The following is a 21,478-nucleotide window of genomic DNA, read 5'->3' as shown; positions in this document are numbered from 1 at the left end:
GAGTGACCCCCGCCATGTCCCTGGACCACCGGCTGACCGCCGAACACGAGGAACTGCGCCGCACCGTCGAGGAGTTCGCGCACGACGTGGTCGCCCCGAAGATCGGCGACTTCTACGAGCGCCATGAGTTCCCGTACGAGATCGTGCGCGAAATGGGGCGAATGGGCCTGTTCGGGCTGCCGTTCCCGGAGGAGTACGGCGGCATGGGCGGCGACTATCTCGCCCTCGGGATCGCCCTGGAGGAGCTGGCCCGCGTCGACTCGTCCGTGGCGATCACCCTGGAGGCCGGGGTCTCGCTCGGTGCCATGCCGGTCTACCGGTTCGGCACGGAGGAGCAGAAGCAGCAGTGGCTGCCGAGGCTCTGCTCGGGCGAGGCGATGGGTGCCTTCGGGCTGACCGAGCCGGACTGCGGGTCGGACGCGGGCGGCACCCGGACGACGGCCGTGCGCGACGGGGACGAGTGGGTGATCAACGGCTCCAAGTGCTTCATCACCAACTCCGGTACGGACATCACCGCGCTGGTCACGGTCACGGCGGTGACCGGACGCAGGGAGAACGGCGCCCCGCTCATCTCGTCGATCATCGTGCCGTCCGGCACCCCCGGCTTCACGGTCGCCGCGCCGTACTCCAAGGTCGGCTGGAACGCGTCGGACACCCGTGAGCTGTCCTTCTCCGACGTCCGGGTCCCGGCGGCGAACCTGCTGGGCGAGGAGGGGCGCGGGTACGCGCAGTTCCTGCGGATCCTCGACGAGGGACGGATCGCGATCTCGGCGCTGTCCACGGGTCTGGCGCAGGGCTGTGTGGACGAGTCGGTGAAGTACGCCAAGGAGCGGCACGCCTTCGGCCGGCCGATCGGCGCCAACCAGGCCATCCAGTTCAAGATCGCGGACATGGAGATGCGGGCGCACATGGCCCGGATCGGCTGGCGGGACGCGGCATCCAGGCTGCTGGCGGGCGAACCGTTCAAGAAGGAGGCGGCGGTCGCCAAGCTGTACTCGTCGACGGTGGCGGTGGACAACGCACGCGAGGCGACCCAGATTCACGGCGGCTACGGCTTCATGAACGAGTACCCGGTGGCGCGGATGTGGCGCGACTCCAAGATCCTGGAGATCGGCGAGGGAACGAGCGAGGTGCAGCGGATGCTGATCGCCCGGGAGCTGGGGCTGCCGGCCTGACGTTCATCGGGCGGTGACCGTCGGGCCGGGAGCTGGGGCTGCCGGCCCGACGGTCACCGGGCGGGGGCCGGGTCGGCGATCAGCTCGTCGTGCCCGGCCACTCCTCGCGGAGCATGCCGAACAGCACGGTGTCGTAGCGCTTGCCCGCCACCAGCACGGTGGCCCGGCGTCGGCCCTCCTCGCGGAAGCCCGCCCTGGTGAAGGCGCGGACGGCCCGCTCGTTGCCGCTCCAGGTGTCCAGTTCGATCCGGTGCAGCCCGAAGGCCCCGAACAGGTGCCCCACCAGCAGCCGCAGTGCGTCGGAGCCGTGGCCGCGGCCCCAGCGGTCCCGGGCGCCGATGGTGACGCCCACGGTGGCCAGCCCGGTGAACGGGTCCAGGTCCCGGTAGTCCGCCATGCCGATCACTGCGCCGTCGGCCAGGTCCTCGACCGTGAAGACGGCCGACTCCCTCGGGTTCAGCCGCAGCATCGTCTCGAAGCCGAGCTCGAGGGCCTCCGCCGTGACCGGGCCGAAGCACGGGTTGCCGCCGGTGGCCCAGTGCGCCACCTCCGGATCGTTGCGCCACCGGAGGTGATGCTCCGCATCCTCCGCGCGCAGTACGCGAAGCCTTACCAACTTGCCTTCGATCATGCGCAGATCATAGACCCGGGATGATCGGTGGCGATCTTGGAGCCGGGCACGCCATTCGCTCGACAGGGGCCGCGCCGTCCCGGCAGAGTCCGTACGAGGGCTACGTGGCCGAGCGGTTGGCCGACATCACCGCTGCGGCCCGGCGGGCCCAGGACGTCGGCGGCGGGGTGCTCGTCCGGTAGCCCGGCCGGCCGGGCAGGCCGCCCTCTGGACAGTTAGTGAGGTTAGGCTAACCTTCCTTTGATCTCGTCAGCGGGCGCCCACCGGCGCGTACGAAAGCAGACACACCCATGCCCAAGGTCCGGACCACCCCCCTCTCCCGTCGCGGCCTGCTGGCCGCCGGCGGCGCCGTCGGTCTCGGCTCCGCACTCGCAGCGTGCGGCGGCAGCGACTTGAAGGCCTCCGGCTCGGGTTCGAGTGCCGGGAAGTCCGGCCCGTGGACGTTCAAGGACGACCGCGGTCAGACCGTGAAGGCCGCGAAGGTCCCGAAGAACATCGTCGCCTTCACCGGTGTCGCCGCCGCCCTCCACGACTACGGCATCGAGGTCAAGGGCGTCTTCGGCCCGACGAAGACCAAGGACGGCAAGGCCGATGTGCAGGCCGGCGACCTCGACATCAGCAAGGTCGAGATCCTCGGCAACGTCTGGGGCGAGTTCAACGTCGAGAAGTACGCGGCGCTCGGCCCGGAGCTGCTCGTGACCGCCATGTGGGAGAAGGACGCCCTCTGGTACGTGCCGGACCAGTCCAAGGACAAGATCCTGAAGCTGGCCCCGAGCGTCGCCCTGTGGGCCGCGCAGACCACCATCCCCAAGGCGATCCAGCGCCACGAGGATCTCGCCGCCTCCCTCGGCGCCGACGTCAGGGCCGCCGCGGTGACCGACGCCAAGGCCCGGTTCGAGAAGGCCGCGGCCCGGCTGCGCGCCGCCGCCAAGGCCAAGCCGAACATCAAGGTCATGATCGGCTCGGCCAGCCAGGACCTCTTCTACGTCTCGCTCGCCAAGACGTCCGCGGACACCCTGTACTTCCAGGAGCTGGGTGTGAGGTTCGTCGGACCGAAGGTCAACGCCGCAGGCTTCTTCGAGGAGCTGAGCTGGGAGAACGTCGACAAGTACGACGCCGACATCATCATGATGGACAACCGCTCCTCGGCCCTGCAGCCCGACGCCCTGACGTCCAGGCCGACCTGGGCGCGGCTGCCCGCCGTCAAGGCGGGTCAGGTCATCCCGCGCACCACCGAGCCGATCTACTCCTACGACAAATGCGCGCCGATCCTCGAGGACCTCGCGAAGGCCATCGAGGGCGCCAAGAAGGTCAGCTGACCGAGCGCCAGGCGCCCCCGCCTCCGGCCCCGCCCGGGTTGTCCCCCGGCCGGGCCGGGCCGTTTTCCTTCGCTTCCCGGTTCCTGGAAGGAGCCCTCGTATGACGACCGCCGCCGCACCCCCCGCCGCACCCTTCCGGTTCTTCGGCCTGACGGTCACCCGGACCAGGCGGCTGGGGCCCTCCATGCTCCGGATCACCTTCGGCGGTCCGGGGCTCGACGGCTTCGCCGCCGGGGGCCGCGACCAGAGCCTGTCGTTGTTCCTGCCGCACCCCGGCCAGCCGGAACCAGTCGCTCCGGTCGACAAGGACGGCAACTGGCTCGCCACCTGGCGCGCCCTGCCCGAGGACATACGGGCCGTCATGCGCTCGTACACCGTCCGCGCGCAGCGCCGCGGCCCCGACGGATCGACCGAGATCGATATCGACTTCGCGCTGCACGAGGACGGCGGACCCGCCTGCCGCTGGGCCGCCACCGCCGCCCCCGGCGATCTCCTCAAGGCGCTCGGCCCGGCCGTCGAGGACAACACGGCCGTCCGCTTCCGGCCCCCGGAGGGCACCGACTGGGTGCTGATCTGGGCCGACGAGACGGCGCTTCCCGCCGCGTCGGCAGCCCTGGAGTGGCTGCCCGTCGGCATGCGGGCCCGCGTCTGGCTCGAGGTCCAGCACACCGAGGACCGCCAGGCGCTGGACACCGCGGCCCGCGCCCGGATCAGCTGGCTCGTCCGGGACGAGGGCGCACCGTCCGCCGTGGACGCCGTACGCGCCGCCGAGCTGCCCGAGGGGACCCCGTACGTCTGGATCGCGGGCGAGTCGTCGAATGTGCGGGCGCTGCGCCGCCATCTGGTCCAGGAGCGCGGGTTCGACCGCAGGCGGGTGACGTTCGTCGGCTACTGGCGCCGTGGGATGAGTGAGGAGCAGCTGCGCGCAGAAGCGGCCGCCGAGGACGCGTAATTGGCCGTCACCCCGGTCGGAACCGCCCCGGTCGCCGGGCAGGCCCGGAAGATCAGGCCCGCCCGGCCACCGGGGACCGGGCGTCAGCAGGACGCCCGGTCACCTCACTGCTCAGGCCACGGCACCTGCGCCGACCTGTAGTAGTCGATCCCCAGCGCCGAGAACCTCGGCCCCTGCACCGCGAGCCGCACCTTGTACGTGTCCCAGTCATGCGTGGACGCCGGCGACCAGCCGAGCTCCGCAACGCCCGGCAGCCGCGGGAACGCCATCTGCTCGACCTCGTCGCTGTTCGTCACCGTCTCCGACCAGATCGGCGCCTCGACCCCGAGGATCGCGTCCTCCGGGGCGCCTTCGAGGTACGTCGCCGGGTTCCAGTCGTACGAACGCTGCACCTCGACATAGCCGGCCCAGGCCAGACCCAGCCTGGTGTCCCTGTTGTACTTCATGTCGAGGTACGTACGGTCCGCGGGGGACAGCACCAGCTTCGTGCCGTTCTTCGCCGCGTCCGCCACCTGCTTGCGCTCGGCGGCGCCCGTCCGGTCGTAACCCCAGTACTGGGCGACCGCGCCCGCGACGGGCGTGGCCCCGGTCAGCTGATGCCAGCCGACCACGGTCTTGCCGTATGTACCAACGACGGCCTGCGCCCTGTTCATGAAGGTCACATAGTCGTCGTGGCTGGTGGAGTGCGCCTCGTCGCCGCCGATGTGGAGGTACTTGCCCGGCGTCAGCGCTGCCAGCTCACGGACCACGTCGTCCACGAACGTGTACGTGATCGCCTTCGGCACGCGCAGCGAGCTGAAACCGACGCTCGTGCCGGTGTAGAGCGGCGGTGCGACCCCGTCGCAGTTCAGCTCGGCGTACGAGGCGAGTGCCGCATTCGTGTGGCCCGGCAGGTCGATCTCCGGCACGACCTCCAGGTAGCGGGAGGAGGCGTACCGGACGATCTCCTGGTAGTCGCTCTTGGTGTAGTAGCCGCCGGCTCCCCCGCCGACCTCGGTCTGCCCGCCGTACGTGGCCAGCCGCGGCCAGGAATCGATGGCGATGCGCCAGCCCTGGTCGTCGGAGAGATGCAGATGGAGCTTGTTCATCTTGTAGAGGGCGAGCTGGTCGATGTAGCGCTTGACCTCGGCGACGGAGAAGAAGTGCCGGGAGACATCGAGCATCGCGCTGCGGTACGCGTAGCGCGGCGCGTCCGTGACCGTGCCGCCCGCGACCTGCCACGGCCCCGCCTGGCGGCTGTTCTTCTCCACGTCCGCCGGGAGCAACTGCCGGAGCGTCTGGACGCCGTGGAAGAGGCCCGCCGGGCCGCGCGCGGTGATGGTGACGGATCCGTGGCTCGACTTCAGCGTGTAGCCCTCCGCGCCCAGCTCGCTGTCGTCGGAGCCGAGCCGGAGCCGGATGCCGTCACCGCCGCCGCGGTCGGTGACCGGCAGGGCATACCCGGTGGAGGGGCGCAGCACGCCCGCCAGGTAGGTGCCGATCCTCCGGGCCTCGCCGGAGTCGTCGTCGATGCGGATCTTCGTTCCCGCGGTGATGGTGTACGGGGACCCGCCCGCCTTCACCTCGGCGGGGGCGGGCACGATCTGCCCGAGCGGACGGGGCGCGGCAGCGGGGGCCTGGCCGCTGTGCGCCGCGGCTCCTCCCGGAGTCGCGCCGGCACTGGAGATTCCGGCCGCCGTGACGAGCAGCAGCGAGCCGAGCAGGCGGGGAAGTGCGGTGCGCTGTGTCCTGTGCAGTCTCACAAGCCGGGTCCCTTTCGACGGGTTCACACCTGTGGGTCTCCTGAGCGACGAACCATCACCATGCGTATCGTGCGCCTCACGCGTGGTCAAGGTGTAGACCACTTCCCCGTTCTGCGGCCGCCGGAATCACCCGGCATGCGAGGCGCCGGCCGAGGTCGCCGTCCGCGCCGAAGCGCCGCCGGGTGACTCCCGGGCGATTCTGACCCCGACCCGGGCGCGAAGGAGAGCGTGATCACACTCACCCCTGCCCGATATCGGGCAGAATTGTTGCGTTGAAGCTCCATTCACCGCAATATCGACGAGTGCCTGAACGCCGCTCGTCGCACGACGACCTCATCGATCACCTGGTGCGCTCCACCGCGCTCCAGCGCGGCGAAGCCGCCCGGGTGATCCTCGACGTGCTGGCGTACTTCGACGAGACGACCGACGACTTCGTCCGCCGCCGCCACCGCGAACTGCAGTCCGGCGGCCTGGTGAACACGGAGATCTTCGAGCGCATCGCGGCCGAGCTGCCGCACCGGGCGGTCGCGCCGCCGGAGCTCTCGCTCCGCCAGCTGCGCCGCATCGTCTACGGCTGAGCACCAGGCACCACAACGACATCGATGGAGGGGCAGAGACTCTATGTGCGGAATCGTCGGATACATCGGAAAGCGTGATGTGGCACCGCTGCTGCTGGAGGGGCTGCAGCGGCTGGAGTACCGGGGGTACGACTCCGCGGGCATCGTCATCACCGGCAAGGCAGCGGCCGGAAAGCCCGCCGCGCTGAAGATGGTCAAGGCGAAGGGCCGGGTCCGCGAGCTGGAGGCCCGCGTCCCCAAGCGTTTCACCGGCACCACCGGCATCGCCCACACCCGCTGGGCCACCCACGGCGCCCCGAGCGACGAGAACGCCCACCCGCACCTGGACGCCGAGAACAAGGTCGCCGTCGTCCACAACGGCATCATCGACAACGCCTCCGAGCTCCGTGCGAAGCTCGTCGCCGACGGCATCGTCTTCCTCTCCGAGACCGACACCGAGGTGCTGGTCCACCTGATCGCCCGTGCGCAGGCGGACACCCTGGAGGAGAAGGTCCGCGAGGCGCTTCGCTCGGTCGAGGGCACGTACGGCATCGCCGTCATGCACGCCGACTTCAACGACCGCATCGTCGTCGCGCGCAACGGCTCCCCGGTCGTCCTCGGCATCGGCGAGAAGGAGATGTTCGTCGCCTCCGACGTCGCCGCGCTGGTCGCCCACACCCGTCAGGTCGTCACCCTCGACGACGGCGAGATGGCCACCCTCAAGGCCGACGACTTCCGTACGTACACGACGGAGGGCTCGTCCACGACGGCCACGCCGACCACCGTGGAGTGGGAGGCCGAGTCGTACGACATGGGCGGCCACGACACGTACATGCACAAGGAGATCTCCGAGCAGGCCGACGCCGTCGACCGGGTGCTGCGCGGCCGCATCGACGACCGGTTCTCCACCGTGCACCTGGGCGGTCTCAACCTGGACGCCCGTGAGGCACGCGGGGTCCGCCGGATCAAGATCCTGGGCTGCGGCACCTCGTACCACGCGGGCCAGATCGGCGCCCAGCTCATCGAGGAGCTGGCCCGCATCCCCGCGGACGCCGAGCCCGCCTCCGAGTTCCGCTACCGCAACCCGGTCGTCGACCCCGACACCCTGTACGTCGCGGTCTCCCAGTCCGGTGAGACGTACGACGTGCTGGCCGCCGTCCAGGAGCTCAAGCGCAAGGGCGCACGGGTCCTCGGTGTGGTCAACGTGGTCGGCTCGGCGATCGCCCGGGAGGCCGACGGCGGAACGTACGTCCACGCCGGCCCCGAGGTGTGCGTCGTCTCCACCAAGTGCTTCACCAACACGGTGGTCGCGTTCGCGCTGCTCGCCCTGCACCTGGGCCGCATCCGCGACCTGTCGGTCGCCGACGGCAAGCGGATCATCGAGGGGCTGCGCAGGCTGCCCGCGCAGATCACCGAGATCCTCGAGAACGAGGACGAGATCAAGAAGCTGGCCGCGGAGTACGCGGACGCCAAGTCGATGATGTTCATCGGCCGGGTGCGCGGCTACCCCGTTGCCCGTGAGGCCTCGCTGAAGCTCAAGGAGGTCTCGTACATCCACGCCGAGGCCTACCCGGCGTCCGAGCTGAAGCACGGCCCGCTGGCCCTGATCGAGCCCGCGATGCCGACGGTCGCGATCGTGCCGGACGACGACCTGCTGGAGAAGAACCGCGCCGCGATGGAGGAGATCAAGGCCCGCAGCGGCCGGATCCTCGCGGTCGCGCACCAGGTCCAGGAGAAGGCCGACCACACCATCGTGGTGCCGAAGAACGAGAACGAGCTGGACCCGATCCTGATGGGCATCCCGCTCCAGCTCTTCGCGTACCACACGGCGCTGGCGATGGGCCGCGACATCGACAAGCCGCGGAACCTCGCGAAGTCCGTCACCGTCGAGTAGCCCGCCACCCGTACGGCAGGAGAGCGGCCCCGCACCACGTCAGAGAAGGTGCGGGGCCGCTCTCTCCCGTTGGCCGGTGCCGCCCCAGGTCGCACCGGCCGGTGACTGCCTCAGCCGGCGGCCGTCACACCCCGGCCGGCAGCACGCCCCGGCAGCGCCGTCGGCCACTTGGCCAGCGCCGCCGTCGCTCCGTACCAGGCGGCGAGACCGGCCACCGCGGCCAGCCAGCCGCCGACCTTGCCGAGCCCGTCGCTGCCGGCGAACTGCCCGACGCCCAGGAGCAGAAGCCCCAGGAAGAGCAGTGCGTACGTCCCCTGCGCGAGCAGACCGCCGCCGGCCGCCCCGAGGGTGAGACTCAGCGCGAACAGCGCCCAGAGCAGCAGGAACAACCCCGCCGCATGACCGGAGACATGGGCATCGGCACCGGTGCCCCAGGTGAACCAGAAGGCGCCGAGCCCGACGAAGGCCGTGCCGGTGAAGGCGCTGCCGCCGCGGAACTCCAGCAGTCCGGCGACGAACAGGGCGATACCGCCGACATACAGTGCGAGCGAGACGGCGTCGGCCGCCGTCACCCCGTCGATGACCCGGGTGTGACCGATGCCGAACGCCAACAGGGTGAGACCCAGGGCGAGATGGCCGAGAGTGGAGGTGCTGCTGCTTCCCGCAGAGACGTCAGTGTCCACGGCGGGCTCCCTTCAAAGGCAGTGGTGCTGTTTCCCAGTGACCCTTACGTACCCTTCACAAGCGCACAATTCACCTTTACGGGTGAGTAGATTGCCTGTTTTCAAGGGTGAGTTGACGCCACGTCGGCCATCCGGCCAGGACGCCCCCGCGTCAGGAAGGAAGAGCCCTAGGGAATGACCACGACCGGGCGCTGGGCACGCCGCGCCAGCCGCCCCGCCACCGAGCCGAAGATCCGGCCGACGATGCCGTGCGTGGAGCCGACGACGATCGCGTCGGCCGAGTACTCCCGGCCGACCTCCTCCAGCTCGTGGCAGATGTCGCCGCCCCGCTCGACGAGCACCCACGGCACCTCGGAGAGGTAGTCCGCACAGGCGAGCTCAAGACCGAGGACCTCGGTGCGGTGATCGGGTACATCGACGAAGACGGGCGGCTCGCAGCCTGCCCAGACCGTGGTCGGAAGCCGATTGGCGACATGGACGATGATCAGGCCGGAACCCGATCTTCGGGCCATCCCGATGGCATAGGCGAGGGCTCGCTCACTGGACGTGGAGCCGTCGAAGCCGACCACGACCCCATGCCGGAAGGCGGGATCGCAGGAGTGGCGTGGTTCTTCGACCGCCAGGGGGTCCGACGATGGGTCGGCTACCTGCTTGCGGTCCGCGGGTTCGGGGATTTCGTGACCGGCCATCGGTGTCTCGGCGAAGAGAGTCCTCGTGAGGAGAGCGGCTTGGGGAAGGTGTGTCAGCGGGCGGTGTTGTGGTGTCCGGGAATCATCTTCCCAACCCCTTACCCCCAAGGGTACGGCGCCACTCCTCCACTGCCCAGACCCCCGCAAAGCGCGTGCGACGTTCCACGGAGCATGCCCGAGGCAGCCGCAGATGGCAATGCCGGCTGCGTGGCACACCGAGGCCGGCACCGGGTGGCCGGCCCCGGCGGACACCCGCCGGCGGCCGAGTCGCACCACAGAGTCACCACCCGCAGGGTGACCACCGCACCGCATCACCGCGCCGCACCGGGGAGCGGCGCCGCGCCCGCACGCCCCGCCCGACCGACCGCGCCCGTCACCACCGCCGACCGGTCCGCGACCGGCATGGTCCGCCGGGCGGTGTTCAGCCGCCCGCCCGAACCGGCCGCCCTCGTGGCGTACGGCGCATCCGCCGTCGATGCCGGCGCCCTCGCTCCCGGCCTCGCGGGGCGGCATCGCCGCCTGCCGCCCCCCGCCCCGCCGGCCCGAACGCGTGGCCGCCCACCGGACCGAGGGGGCGCACAGGAGCAGTCGCACGGAGGGGGTCGCGCGCCGGTCGAACGACTGAATCCGGCACACGCAACCGCATGTTTTCAGCCAACTTCTCACCCCTGTCGATTCCTTGGCGAATTGGCCGATCAACCCCCTTGCCACCAGGCAAGAAGAGACCACGCGGTACGCTTCCACCCGATAGGGACGGGCCACGAACGGGAGGCGCACTTCCCTGCACGGCCCAGGGGTGGAACGCTTCGTGATCGAATGCTTCCCGCCAAGTGGCCATGTCGACATAGCGCTGGTTGGTCAACTTGTCACGACGGCACCACGAGAAGCAGTAGATTCGATCTTGGGTGCCGAAGACTGGGGACTCGTGCAAGACCGAGGGGAAATGTGCAGGAGCGACAGGCCCGTAAGGACCAGGAAGACGCGAACACCGAGGGGGGCTTAGCGTCATGAGCCAGGACTCCGCCGCCGCAACGGAGGCTGTACGAAAGCTCGGCGGACGACGACGTCGCGAAGTCGTCGCCGTCCTGCTGTTCAGCGGCGGCCCCATCTTCGAGAGCTCCATCCCGCTCTCCGTGTTCGGGATCGACCGCCAGGACGCGGGAGTTCCGCGCTACCGACTCCTCGTCTGCGGCGGGGAGGAGGGGCCGCTGCGCACCACCGGCGGGCTCGAACTCACCGCGCCCTACGGGCTGGAGGCGATCAGCAGGGCAGGCACCGTCGTGGTGCCCGCCTGGCGTTCGATCACCTCGCCACCACCCGCCGAGGCGCTGGACGCGCTGCGCCGCGCCCATGAGGAAGGCGCCCGCATCGTCGGGCTGTGCACCGGCGCGTTCGTGCTCGCCGCCGCGGGGCTGCTGGACGGCCGTCCCGCGACCACGCACTGGATGTACGCACCGACGCTGGCCAAGCGCTACCCGTCGGTCCACGTCGACCCGCGCGAGCTGTTCGTCGACGACGGCGATGTGCTCACCTCCGCCGGGACAGCGGCAGGGATCGACCTCTGTCTGCACATAGTCCGCACGGACCACGGCACCGAGGCCGCCGGGGCACTGGCCCGCCGGCTCGTCGTGCCCCCGCGGCGCAGTGGCGGTCAGGAGCGCTACCTCGACAGGTCTTTACCCGAGGAGATCGGCTCCGACCCGCTCGCCGAGGTCGTGGCCTGGGCGCTGGAGCACCTCCACGAGCAGTTCGACGTGGAGACGCTCGCCGCGCGCGCCTACATGAGCAGGCGGACCTTCGACCGGAGGTTCCGTTCGCTGACCGGCAGCGCACCGCTCCAGTGGCTGATCACCCAGCGCGTGCTGCAGGCGCAGCGGCTGCTGGAGACGTCCGACTACTCGGTCGACGAGGTCGCGGGCCGCTGCGGCTTCCGCTCGCCGGTCGCGTTGCGCGGACACTTCCGGCGCCAGCTGGGCTCCTCCCCCGCCGCGTACCGGGCCGCGTACCGGGCCCGCCGTCCGCAGGGCGGATCCATGGAGCCGGTGGCGACGGCGATCGAGACGGTCGTGCCCGCACAGGGCACATCCGCGAGCCGGAGGGCCGGCCTGACGGCGTCCCCGTCGGGCCCTCCGGCCGAAGCCTCCACAGCGGCCGGGGCGGGGCAGCCGGAGCACGGGAAGCCGGGCTCCGACGCATACGCCACCGGACGCCCGACCCTGCCGGGGCAGCGCAGCGCCCCGTAGGGTGGGACGTATGAACGATCGCATGGTGTGGATCGACTGCGAGATGACCGGGCTCTCGTTGACGGAAGACGCACTCATCGAGGTGGCCGCACTGGTCACCGACTCGGAGTTGAACGTGCTCGGCGAAGGGGTGGACATCGTGATCCGCCCGCCGGACAGGGCCCTGGAGACGATGCCCGAGGTGGTGCGGCAGATGCACACCGCCTCGGGCCTCCTCGACGAGCTGGCCGACGGCACCACGCTCGTCGACGCCGAGGCCCAGGTGCTGGCCTATGTGCGCGAGCACGTGAAGGAGCCGGGCAAGGCACCGCTCTGCGGGAACTCGGTCGGTACCGACCGGGGATTCCTGGCCCGGGACATGGCGGCCCTGGAGAACTATCTGCACTACCGGATCGTCGATGTGTCCTCGGTCAAGGAGCTGGCCCGCCGCTGGTACCCGAAGGCGTACTTCAACAGTCCGGAGAAGAACGGCAACCACCGGGCGCTCGCGGACATCCGTGACTCCATCACGGAACTGCGGTACTACCGGGAGGCGATCTTCGTACCGCAACCCGGGCCGGACTCGGAGCAGGCCAAGGCCATCGCGACACGCCTGACGGCACCGCCGTCGTAGGACCTCGGGAAGCCGCTGGTCACGGGCATTTCAAGGTCCGGGATCAGCGGCTGAACAACTGGGGCGCGAGCACCCTCTCGGACCCTGTACACTTTTTCTCGGCCGGTCAGAAAAGACCGGACACGGTGGGTATAGCTCAGATGGTAGAGCACCTGGTTGTGGTCCAGGATGTCGCGGGTTCGAGTCCCGTTACTCACCCTGAAGGGAAGGGCCCCGGTCTTCGGACCGGGGCCCTTCCCCATGTGATGCCCCCTCACCGGGGGGACGGGTGACGGTCGTCACACCGGCACCCAACCGGCTGCGGGCGTCACGACGAGTCGCGGACGATCAGCTCGGTGGGGAGCACGATCTGCGGGCGTCCCAGGTCCCCGCCCGCGATCTCCTGGAGCAGCACCCGGGTCATCTCCCGGCCCATCTCCTCGATCGGCTGACGCACGCTGGTGAGCGCGGGGTCCATGTGGCGGGCCACGACCGAGTCGTCGAAGCCGACGAGCGCCACATCGTCCGGGATACGCCGGCCCGCCTCACGGAGCACCTGACGGGCGCCCGCGGCCATCACGTCGGAGGCGGCGAAGACCGCGTCGACATCGGGCCGGCGGGCCAGCAGGTCGCGCATGGCGCGGGCGCCGCCCTCCTCGGTGAAGTCGGCGGGGGCGATCAGCCGCTCGTCCGGGACGAGACCGGCCGAGGCGACGGCCTCGCGGTAGCCGTCGAGGCGCCGCTGCGCACCGTACACATCGAGGTGTCCGGTGATCGTGGCGATGGACCGGCGGCCCCGGGAGATCAGATGGTCGACGGCGCTGCGGGCGCCCTCGAAGTTGTCCGAGTCGACCGCGGCGAGCGGTTCGGAGGCGGATCTGCGGCCGCTCATCACGGCCGGCATCCCGAGCTGCTCCAGCAGGTCGGGCAGGGGGTCGTCGGCGTGCACGGAGACCAGCAGCACACCGTCGACTCGGTGCGCGGTCAGGTACTGGGCCAGCCGTCGACGCTCGCGGTCGCTGCCCGCCAGAGTGAGCAGCAGCTGCATGTCGGTGTCGGCGAGGGCCGCGCCGACACCCCGCACGATGTCGGAGAAGTACGGCTCGGCGAAGAAGCGGCTCTCCGACTCGGGCACGACAAGGGCGATGGCGTCCGTGCGGTTCCCGGCCAGGGCGCGGGCCGCGCGATTGGGCACGTAACCCAGCTCGGCGACCGCCGCCTCCACCGCCTCACGGGTGTGCGCGCTGACCCGTGGTGAACCGTTGATGACCCGCGAGGCGGTGCCGCGCCCCACCCCCGCTCGTGCCGCGACTTCTTCGAGCGTGGGCCGCCCACCGCTCCGTACTCGCGCTACCGTCATGGCCGCCTCCCGTTTCGCGGTCAATTTCTCACAGTCGGATAACCGAACCAAGTCCCGATGTGGGATCCCTTGACACTCCACCGGGCCGGCCGCCCGCACCGCAGCATCCTTTTGGGAGCGCTCCCACTCTACGCGCGTGGTCAAGGGCCGCGCAGTGTCGGGAGGGCCCGGAGAACCGACTGCCGCGTGGAAACGGCTGAGACCCGGCACAGGACCGGGTCTCAGGGGTCCGCGCGAGTCAGGACGCGTCGGCCGGGGGAAGCGCGTGGCGGCGGATCACATCCGCGTACCAGTGGGCGCTCGCCTTGGGGGTGCGGCGCTGGGACGCGTAGTCCACGTACACCGCGCCGAACCGCTTGGAGTACCCGTACGCCCACTCGAAGTTGTCCATCAGCGACCACAGGAAGTAGCCGCGGACGTCCGCGCCGTCGGCGACGGCACGCCGCACGGCGTCGAGATGCCCGCGCAGATACGCGATCCGCTCGGGGTCCTCGACCCGGCCCTCGGGCGAGAGGTAGTCGTCGAAGGCCGCGCCGTTCTCGGTGACCATCAGCGGCAGCCCGGGGTGGTCACGGGTGACGTCCAACAGCAGGTTGTACAGGCCGTCGGGGTCGATCGACCAGTTCATCGCGGTGCGCGGCTTCCCGTCGCAGAGGTGGAAGGCGACATGTTCGGAGCCGGGCCACGGGGAGTAGTCGCTGGCGCCGTGGCCGTCGTTGCGCGAGTCGCCGACGCCCTCGGCAGGCGCGGAAACCAGCGTCGGCGTGTAGTAGTTGACGCCCAGGAGGTCGACCGGACGGGAGATCGCGGCCAGGTCCCCGTCGCGGACCAACTGCGACCAGTCGACGATGTGCGAGGTGTCGGCGATCAGGTCCTCGGGGTACTCGCCGCGCAGCATCGGCCCGGTGAACACCCGGTTGCCCACCGCGTCGATCCGACGGGCGGCGTCCACGTCGGCCGCGCTGTCGGTCAGCGGGCGGACCTGGTGGAGATTGAGGGTGACCGAGGTCTGCGCGCCGGCGGGGAGTTGACCGCGCAGCACCTCGATCGCCCGGCCATGGGCGAGGTTGAGGTGGTGGGCCGCCCGCAGGGCGGACACGGCCTCGGTGCGGCCGGGAGCGTGCACACCGGAGCCGTAACCGAGGAAGGCCGAGCACCACGGCTCGTTGAACGTGGTCCACATGCCGACGCGGTCGCCGAGGGCGCCGGCCATGATGGCGGCGTAGTCGGTGAAACGCTCGGCGGTCACCCGCTGCGGCCAGCCGCCCGCGTCCTCCAGCTCCTGGGGAAGGTCCCAGTGGTAGAGCGTGGCGACGGGGGTGATGCCGGCTTCGAGCAGCTCGTCGACAAGCCGGCGGTAGAAGTCCAGGCCGCACTCGACGGCGGGGCCCCGGCCGGTGGGCTGCACCCGGGACCAGGAGATGGAGAAACGGTAGGCCTTCAGCCCCAGTTGCTTCATCAGCCGCACGTCGTCGCGGTAGCGGTGGTAGTGGTCGGCGGCGATGTCGCCGGTGTCACCGTTGCGGACCTTGCCCGGTGTGCGGCTGAAGGTGTCCCAGATGGAAGGGGTGCGGCCGCCCTCGGCGGCGGCCCCCTCGACCTGGTAGGCGGCGGTGGCGGCCCCCCAGACGAAACCGGTCGGGAAGTCCGTTGCCTCGGGTGCCCGCTGCGGGGCGATGTCGGGTCGTACGGCAGTCATGCGGGAGCGCTCCCAGAATGGACGAACAGAGTCAGGGAAAGAGTGGGACTCCGGGTCCCGTACGGCCTGCGGTCAGGCGCAGGCCGTACGGCACGCCAGGGAAGGGTCGGGTGACGTCACGTCAGCCCTTGACGGCGCCGGACATGATCCCCCCGACGATCTGCTTGCCGAAGATCACGAACACCACGAGCAGCGGCAGCGTGCTGATCAGCGCGCCGGCCATCACGATGCTCTGGTCGGGGGTGTACGAGGCACTCAGCTGGCCCAGGGCCACCTGGAGTGTGGGGTTCTGCTGGTTCAGCGCCAGGTAGGGCCAGAAGAAGTCGTTCCACGCCTGTACGAAGGTGAGCATCCCGAGCACCATCATCGCGGGACGGGCCACCGGGAGCACGACGCTCAGCACGATACGGAAGTTGTTCGCGCCGTCGACCTTGGCGGCCTCGATGAGCTCGTACGGCAGCGCCTCGGACAGGTACTGGCGCATGAAGAACACGCCGAACGCGCTCACCAGGGTCGGGAAGATCACCGACTCCAGATGTCCGCCCCAGCCGATGTCGGACATCATCATGAACAGCGGGACGACGCTGAGCTGCGGCGGGATCGTCAGAGTGGCGATGACCGCCGTCATCAGTCCGCTGCGGCCCCGGAACCGCATCTTGGAGAAGGCGTAGCCGGCCAGCGTGCAGAAGAAGAGCGTCGCTGCCGTGATGCAGCCGGAGACGATGACGCTGTTGACGATCGCCTTGCCCAGATGTGCCTGGTTCCAGGCCGCGTCCAGGTTGTGCATGAGCCGACCGCCCGGCAGGAAGGGCGGTGTGGAGGCCAGCACTTCGTCCTGCGTGTGGGAGGCGGCCACCAGGGTCCAGTACAGCGGCAGGATCGAGCCGATGCCGACGACGGCCAGGGCGATATAGGCGAACGGACCACCCTGCAACTGCTTGCCCGCGCCCGGCTTGAACCGGCTCGGGCGCCGAGGCGCCCGGTGGGCCGTGTGCGGGACGCCGGTCTCCGGGGCTTTGGTGGGGCTGGTCATGGTCATTGGATATCGCTCCCGGTCAGACCGCGGATGTGCGTACGAAGCGGCCGATGAGCCAGTTGACCGCGGCGATGATCAGCAGGAGGGCGAGCATCGCCCAGGCCACTGCTGCGGCAGGACCGAGATGCCCGAGGTTCCAGCCGTAGTTGTAGAGGTAGACGCTGAGCGTCTCGTACTGATTCTCGTTGCCGCCCGTGGCGCCGAGCGTGCCGCCCTCCAGCAGCAGGGGCTCACCGAACAGCTGCATGGAGCCGATGGTCGAGATGACGATCGTGAACAGGATCGTGGGCCGCAGCGAGGGGATGGTCACTTTGCGGAACTGCTGCCATCGCGAGGCACCGTCGAGCGAGGCGGCCTCGTACAGATCGCTCGGCACAGCCTGCATGGCGGCGAGGTAGATCAGCGTGTTGTAACCGGTCCAGCGCCAGATCACGATGACGGAGATCGCGATCTTGGACGTCCAGTGCCCGTTGGCCCAGTTGGTGTCGCCGAAGCCGACGAACTCCAGCGCCCAGTTCAGCAGACCGCCGTCGGCCCGGAAGACCAGGGCGAAGACCAGGGCCGCGGAGGCCACGGAGGTGGCGTACGGGGTGAGGATGACCGTCCGCCAGAAGGCGCTGGCGCGCAGCTTGTAGTTCAGCAGGTGGGCCAGGCCCAGCGCGACCAGCAGCTGCGGGACCGTCGACATGACGCCGATGAGGAAGGTGTTGGTGACGGCGGTCCAGAACTCGCTGTCATGCAGGATCTTGTCGAAGTTGTCCCAGCCGACCCACTCCATCCGGTCCAGGCCGGTCATCTCCACCCGGTGCAGGGCGATCCAGCCGGTATAGAGCAGCGGATAGAGCCCGAAGACGCCGAAGACGAGGAAGAAGGGGGCTATGTAGGCGTACGGCGACGCCTTGTCGTCGAACCGCCACAGCCGACGCCGCCACGCCTGCCGGCGGGGGTCGGCCTGCGGCTGCTGGGAGCCGCCGGGTGGCGGGGCATATGCGTCCCGGGTGGGAGTCGAGGTGGCCACGGGCGGGAGTCCTTCCCTGGTTGCTTGGGGTACCCGGGTACGGGGGCGCCCCGGTAGGGGCTGGAGTGTGGGTGGTTGCTCACGGTCGTGGATGTCCACGGGGTGGCCGGAGGTGCCTCGGGCCGGACCGGACGGGTCCACGGCGTGCCCGGGAGGTACCCCGTGGTGCGTCCGGGCACGCCCGTGGAGGGGCCGATGAGCACCCGGCACACCGGACAGCGGAGGCGGGCCGGGTGGCCGGGAGCGCGCAGGTGCGGGCGGCCCGGTGGCCGCCCGCTGCTGCGACGGTCAGCCGATCGCCTTGTCGATCGCGCCGGTCGCGGCCTTCCACGCGTCGTCCGGGCTGGTGCCGCGCTGCTCCATGTTGTTGATCTGGGTGGAGATGGTGTCCTTGATGACGCCGTCCTTCGGGCCGAGAACGGTCTCGGGGATCGACGTGGCCTCGCCGGCGTAGATCTGGCCGATCGGGGCGTCGTTGAAGTACGGCAGCGTCGCGTTCTTCACGTCCGGCAGCTCGTACGCGCCCTTGTTGGACGGGAAGCTGCCGATCGCCTTGAAAACGGCCGCCTGCTGCTCGGGGGCGGTCAGCCATGTGACGAGCTTGGTGGCCTCGTCGACGTTCTTGCCCGACTTGGGCACGGCGAGGAACGAGCCGCCCCAGTTGGCGGCGGTCGCACCGGGCGCGGTGGTGATGTTCCACTTGCCCTTGTTGCCGTCACCGGCGTTGATCGAGATCTGACCGGCCATCCATGCGGGGCAGGCCACGGTGGCGACGGTGCCCTTGCGCAGTGCGGCCTTCCACGGGTCGGTGAACTGGGCGAGGCCCTGGGTCAGCTTCTTCGACGCCGCCTCGGCCGCAAGGTCCCAGCCCTGCTTGACGCTGGGGCTCTCCTTGTAGATCGGCTTGCCGCTCTCGTCGTAGTACTGCTTCGCGTTGGAGCTCACCACGGCGTTGAACATCGCGCTCGCGGAGTCCATGAAGAAGGTGCCCTCGGGTGCCTTCTTCATGTACTCCTCACCGAGCTTGAGGTAGTCCTCCCAGCCGCCGGCGACCCTCTTGGCGACCTCCTCGCGGTCGGTCGGCAGACCGGCCTGCTTGAAGAGGTCGGTGTTGTAGCAGAGGGACATCGGACCGATGTCGGTGCCCGCGCCGATCACCGCGCCGTCTGCCGTGGTGGCCTGCTTCTCCTTCCAGGAGACCCAGTCGTCGACGTTGATCACCTTGCTGAGGTCGGCGAACGAGGACGCCTTGGTGTCGACGATCTCCTTGATCCGGCCGACCTCGATGCCCTGGACGTCCGCCAGACCGCTGCCCGAGTTCAGCTGCTGGAGCAACTTGGGGTAGTAGACCTTCTCATCGGAGGTGACGTCCTCCTTGACCGTGATGTTCGGGTGCAGCTCGTGGTACTTGGCGAAGAGACCGGCTTCCTTGTAGCCGAACTGCCCGAAGTCGGCAACGGTCAGCGTGATCTTCCCATTCGCGCCGGAGCCTGTGTTGTCCGATGAATCCGAGTCGCTGCTGCAGCCGGTCAGCAACAGGGCCGTGGCTGTCAGGCCCGTGGTGGCCAGAACCGCGGTTCTGCGGCTTCGACCGGCGACGGTGCGGGTGATGCGCATTCCACTACTCCTTGTTCCAGGGTGGGACTGGCGTTCTGACTGCGCGGCATACGCGCTGGCGTGTGCGGGTGCCGGGGGTGCAAGGGGGGAGGACACGGGCAGTGCCGTTCGCGCGAGAAAGCCTCAAGCGATGTGGGAGCGCTCCCATGCATCGATGCCGGAAGGTTCCTGCCTTGAAGGGGTGAGTGTCAAGAGTTGAAGACGCTTCCGTTGCCCGAGTGTGTCCGGCAAGTCACGCGACCGTGTCCCGTCGAAGGCTTGCCAAAGGAGGCGCACGCAATCCCCAGGCTGACAGGCTCTTGAATTCCCGCAGGTCAAAGGCTTGTTGCCGAACGATCACCGAATCGGCCGGCGGAAGCCCCCGCCGGCGCGCCACCGGCGCCCCGGCTCCGGGAAACGGTTCCCGTTCCACCTCGTTCGCACGGGAGGGCCCGCCGGAAGGTGAACGATGGGCGGCGTCCGAGGGCGGCTCCGGTCCGCCTGCGCGTTCTTTCCCCGAAGCCGACACCCGGGACATCGCCCGGCGGTACGCGAGGGATGGCGGTCTCAGGTGCGCAGAGAGCTGACCCTCGTGCCCACGGGCAGGTCGAATTCGAGCGTCCGGTCCGACCGCGTGGTGCGACGCGGAGTCACTGGAACGCGGAGGACGGCGGTGCCGGTGACGGACGGGCGTCCGCATCGCGCACCGCAACCGCGCCGCCGGTGAAGTCAGCGAGTTCCCGGCCGTGTTCGACGCGTCCTGGGTGCGGGTCGGTGGCGACCCTCCGGGTCAGTTCGGCGACCTTGAGCGGCAGCCCGGAGGCGAGCAGCACGGCGTTGCCGAAGCGCCGGCCGCGCAGCACCGCCGGGTCGGCGGCGAGGGCCAGTTCGGGGAAGACGGCGGCGGCGGTGGCGATCTGGCCGCGGAGATGGGCCAGCGGCGGGCCGTCGGTGAGATTGGCCACGTACTGCCCGGTGGACTTCAGCACCCGGCGTACGTCGGTGAGGAACTCGGTGCTGTTGAGGTGGGCGGGGGTGCGGGATCCGCTGAACGCGTCGGCGATGACGAGGTCCGCCCAGTCGTCGGGGATCTTCCCGAGCCCGGCGCGGGCGTCAGTGGAGCGGACCCGGATCCGGGCCTGCGGGTCCAGGGGCAGCTCCCGGCGGACCAGTTGGACGAGCGCCGCGTCCAGCTCGACGATCTGCTGGGTGGAGCGGGGGCGGGTCGCGGCGATGTAGCGGGCGAGGGTGAAGGCGCCGCCGCCCAGGTGCACGACGTGCAGGGGCTGCTGCGCGGGAGCGACGAGGTCCGCGATGTGGCCGATCCGGCGCTGGTAGGAGAAGGAGAGGTGCGAGGGGTCGTCGAGGTCGACATGGGACTGAGGGGCGCCGTCGAGGTTCAGCGTCCAGGCACGCGGGCGCTCCCGGTCGGGTATCAGCTCGGCGAGACCGCCGTCGACCGCCTCGGCGAGGGTCTCCGGCCTGCGGTCGGAACGCCTCCGGGCGTTCTCGCCACCGCTGGATGCTCCTCGACGTGCCACCGCTGTTTCCCCTGCTCGCTGCTGATCGCTCCGGTGCCGGACCGGCACCGGTGGGGAACACGCCCCCGGCCATTATGAGCTCAGCAGCAGTTGTCGGCTGCCTCGATCAGCCGGGCCGCCTGGTCGAGGGCGGCCCGCAGCGCGGCAGGGTCGGTGACCGGGGCGTCGGCGGCGGGCGGCAGCAGCCAGCCGCTGCCGGAGACCGGCGGCTCGGCGGGAATGCGGAGCCCACGGCCGCCCGTCTGCGTACAGGCACTGCCCGGTACGTCCCAGGCCTCGGCGGTGCCCGGCGGCACCAGGAAGCCGAGGGTGTCGCAGGTGCCGTCGTGCAGGACCGGGCCGACTGCCTCCTGATCGGCGCCGCGGCGCAGGATGTCGACGGCCTCGAGGCCCTGGCGGGCGGGGACGGTCACCAGCTCGCAGGGCCCGGGGGCGGGGAACGGCATGTGCTCCGCCACGGCGGGCTCGGAGGCCGGGGGTTGGGGTGTGGCGGGTTCGGGGGTGGCGGGTTCACGCTCCGCAGCCCCGGAACCGGTCGTCGTCGCAGTCGTACGCGAGCCGGTCTCCGTGCCGAGATGCAACAAGGGACCTCTCCTCTCATCGCCGGGCGGAGCCAGACTCCGTCTCCACATGAACCAACGCGTCGACTACGTCAAGGGCTACGGTGCCACGCCGCCGCAAAGGATGGCAGTTCATGGCAAATCACGGGCGAGATATCCGTTTTATGGGCAAACACTGCGTGTGCGGTCCG

At 70.1% G+C, this 21,478-nt stretch carries 19 protein-coding genes and 1 tRNA gene; 9 read left to right on the top strand and 11 right to left on the bottom strand.

Translation table 11 applies throughout. From position 1 onward, the window contains the following. The first annotated feature begins 14 nt into the window (after positions 1–14). Positions 15–1,175 carry an acyl-CoA dehydrogenase family protein gene (locus ACGFSA_RS02620; RefSeq protein WP_393298604.1) on the top strand — a complete coding sequence of 387 codons (1,161 nt, stop codon included), beginning with the start codon at positions 15–17 and terminating at the stop codon, positions 1,173–1,175. 79 nt (positions 1,176–1,254) lie between these two features. Here ACGFSA_RS02620 and ACGFSA_RS02615 read toward each other — a convergent pair whose 3' ends face one another. Continuing rightward, a complete protein-coding gene (locus ACGFSA_RS02615; protein WP_393298601.1) occupies positions 1,255–1,806 on the bottom strand; it encodes a GNAT family N-acetyltransferase in 552 nt (183 codons plus the stop codon). Positions 1,807–1,826: 20 nt separating this feature from the next. Here ACGFSA_RS02615 and ACGFSA_RS02610 point away from each other — a divergent pair, with 20 nt between their 5' ends. The 3 genes from ACGFSA_RS02610 (at position 1,827) to ACGFSA_RS02600 (ending at position 4,077) form a co-directional block, all read left to right on the top strand. Continuing rightward, positions 1,827–1,988 (top strand): hypothetical protein, encoded by a 162-nt coding sequence (locus tag ACGFSA_RS02610; RefSeq protein WP_393298598.1) that lies wholly within the window; start codon positions 1,827–1,829, stop codon positions 1,986–1,988. A gap of 108 nt (positions 1,989–2,096) precedes the next feature. Next, positions 2,097–3,125: an ABC transporter substrate-binding protein gene (locus tag ACGFSA_RS02605; RefSeq protein ID WP_393298595.1), complete on the top strand. Its 1,029-nt coding sequence runs from the start codon at positions 2,097–2,099 to the stop codon at positions 3,123–3,125. Positions 3,126–3,225: 100 nt separating this feature from the next. Further along, positions 3,226–4,077: a siderophore-interacting protein gene (locus ACGFSA_RS02600; protein WP_393298592.1), complete on the top strand. Its 852-nt coding sequence runs from the start codon at positions 3,226–3,228 to the stop codon at positions 4,075–4,077. Between the two features lie 104 nt (positions 4,078–4,181). Here the strand turns inward: ACGFSA_RS02600 and ACGFSA_RS02595 are convergent, their stop codons facing one another. Beyond that, positions 4,182–5,819, bottom strand: coding sequence for a beta-N-acetylhexosaminidase (locus ACGFSA_RS02595; protein ID WP_393298589.1), 1,638 nt, complete (start codon positions 5,817–5,819; stop codon positions 4,182–4,184). Between the two features lie 302 nt (positions 5,820–6,121). Between ACGFSA_RS02595 and ACGFSA_RS02590 the strand changes: the two genes are divergently transcribed. Both ACGFSA_RS02590 and glmS read left to right on the top strand, forming a co-directional pair. Beyond that, positions 6,122–6,397: a hypothetical protein gene (locus tag ACGFSA_RS02590; RefSeq protein WP_384951187.1), complete on the top strand. Its 276-nt coding sequence runs from the start codon at positions 6,122–6,124 to the stop codon at positions 6,395–6,397. Between the two features lie 43 nt (positions 6,398–6,440). Beyond that, complete coding sequence (gene glmS / locus ACGFSA_RS02585; RefSeq protein WP_393298586.1) at positions 6,441–8,270, top strand: glutamine--fructose-6-phosphate transaminase (isomerizing); 1,830 nt, start codon at positions 6,441–6,443, stop codon at positions 8,268–8,270. A gap of 110 nt (positions 8,271–8,380) precedes the next feature. Here glmS and ACGFSA_RS02580 read toward each other — a convergent pair whose 3' ends face one another. Together ACGFSA_RS02580 and ACGFSA_RS02575 are read right to left on the bottom strand one after the other, a co-directional pair. After that, positions 8,381–8,953, bottom strand: a complete 573-nt coding sequence (locus tag ACGFSA_RS02580; protein WP_393298583.1) for an acetate uptake transporter — start codon at positions 8,951–8,953, stop codon at positions 8,381–8,383. 167 nt (positions 8,954–9,120) lie between these two features. Beyond that, positions 9,121–9,642 carry a universal stress protein gene (locus ACGFSA_RS02575; RefSeq protein ID WP_358862478.1) on the bottom strand — a complete coding sequence of 174 codons (522 nt, stop codon included), beginning with the start codon at positions 9,640–9,642 and terminating at the stop codon, positions 9,121–9,123. Positions 9,643–10,649: 1,007 nt separating this feature from the next. Between ACGFSA_RS02575 and ACGFSA_RS02570 the strand changes: the two genes are divergently transcribed. The 3 genes from ACGFSA_RS02570 to ACGFSA_RS02560 all read left to right on the top strand — a co-directional run bounded on the left by ACGFSA_RS02570 (position 10,650) and on the right by ACGFSA_RS02560 (position 12,696). Then, positions 10,650–11,885: a helix-turn-helix domain-containing protein gene (locus ACGFSA_RS02570; RefSeq protein WP_393298580.1), complete on the top strand. Its 1,236-nt coding sequence runs from the start codon at positions 10,650–10,652 to the stop codon at positions 11,883–11,885. A gap of 10 nt (positions 11,886–11,895) precedes the next feature. Further along, positions 11,896–12,498, top strand: a complete 603-nt coding sequence (gene orn / locus ACGFSA_RS02565; RefSeq protein ID WP_393298577.1) for an oligoribonuclease — start codon at positions 11,896–11,898, stop codon at positions 12,496–12,498. 125 nt (positions 12,499–12,623) lie between these two features. After that, a tRNA-His gene (locus ACGFSA_RS02560) sits at positions 12,624–12,696 on the top strand. A gap of 109 nt (positions 12,697–12,805) precedes the next feature. Here the strand turns inward: ACGFSA_RS02560 and ACGFSA_RS02555 are convergent. The 7 genes from ACGFSA_RS02555 to ACGFSA_RS02525 form a co-directional block, all read right to left on the bottom strand. After that, entirely contained in the window at positions 12,806–13,837 is a 1,032-nt protein-coding gene (locus ACGFSA_RS02555) for a LacI family DNA-binding transcriptional regulator (protein ID WP_393298575.1), read from the bottom strand. A 238-nt stretch (positions 13,838–14,075) separates the two neighbouring features. Then, a complete protein-coding gene (locus tag ACGFSA_RS02550) occupies positions 14,076–15,536 on the bottom strand; it encodes a GH1 family beta-glucosidase (protein WP_393298572.1) in 1,461 nt (486 codons plus the stop codon). 121 nt (positions 15,537–15,657) lie between these two features. Further along, entirely contained in the window at positions 15,658–16,575 is a 918-nt protein-coding gene (locus ACGFSA_RS02545) for a carbohydrate ABC transporter permease (RefSeq protein ID WP_393298569.1), read from the bottom strand. 16 nt (positions 16,576–16,591) lie between these two features. Beyond that, on the bottom strand, positions 16,592–17,590 hold the full coding sequence (locus ACGFSA_RS02540) for a carbohydrate ABC transporter permease (RefSeq protein WP_393298566.1): 999 nt from the start codon (positions 17,588–17,590) through the stop codon (positions 16,592–16,594). 288 nt (positions 17,591–17,878) lie between these two features. Beyond that, positions 17,879–19,207 carry an ABC transporter substrate-binding protein gene (locus tag ACGFSA_RS02535; protein WP_393298563.1) on the bottom strand — a complete coding sequence of 443 codons (1,329 nt, stop codon included), beginning with the start codon at positions 19,205–19,207 and terminating at the stop codon, positions 17,879–17,881. Between the two features lie 629 nt (positions 19,208–19,836). Then, a complete protein-coding gene (locus tag ACGFSA_RS02530) occupies positions 19,837–20,727 on the bottom strand; it encodes a spermidine synthase (protein WP_393298560.1) in 891 nt (296 codons plus the stop codon). 80 nt (positions 20,728–20,807) lie between these two features. After that, the gene (locus tag ACGFSA_RS02525) at positions 20,808–21,311 is read right to left on the bottom strand and encodes a hypothetical protein (protein ID WP_393298557.1); all 504 of its coding nucleotides are present in this window, start codon (positions 21,309–21,311) and stop codon (positions 20,808–20,810) included. Between the last annotated feature and the right edge of the window lie 167 nt (positions 21,312–21,478).

This window comes from Streptomyces sp. NPDC048496 (genome assembly GCF_043200055.1).
In the GTDB taxonomy this organism is placed as follows: Bacteria; Actinomycetota; Actinomycetes; order Streptomycetales; family Streptomycetaceae; genus Streptomyces.
This window is presented reverse-complemented; position numbering and strand designations above follow the sequence as displayed.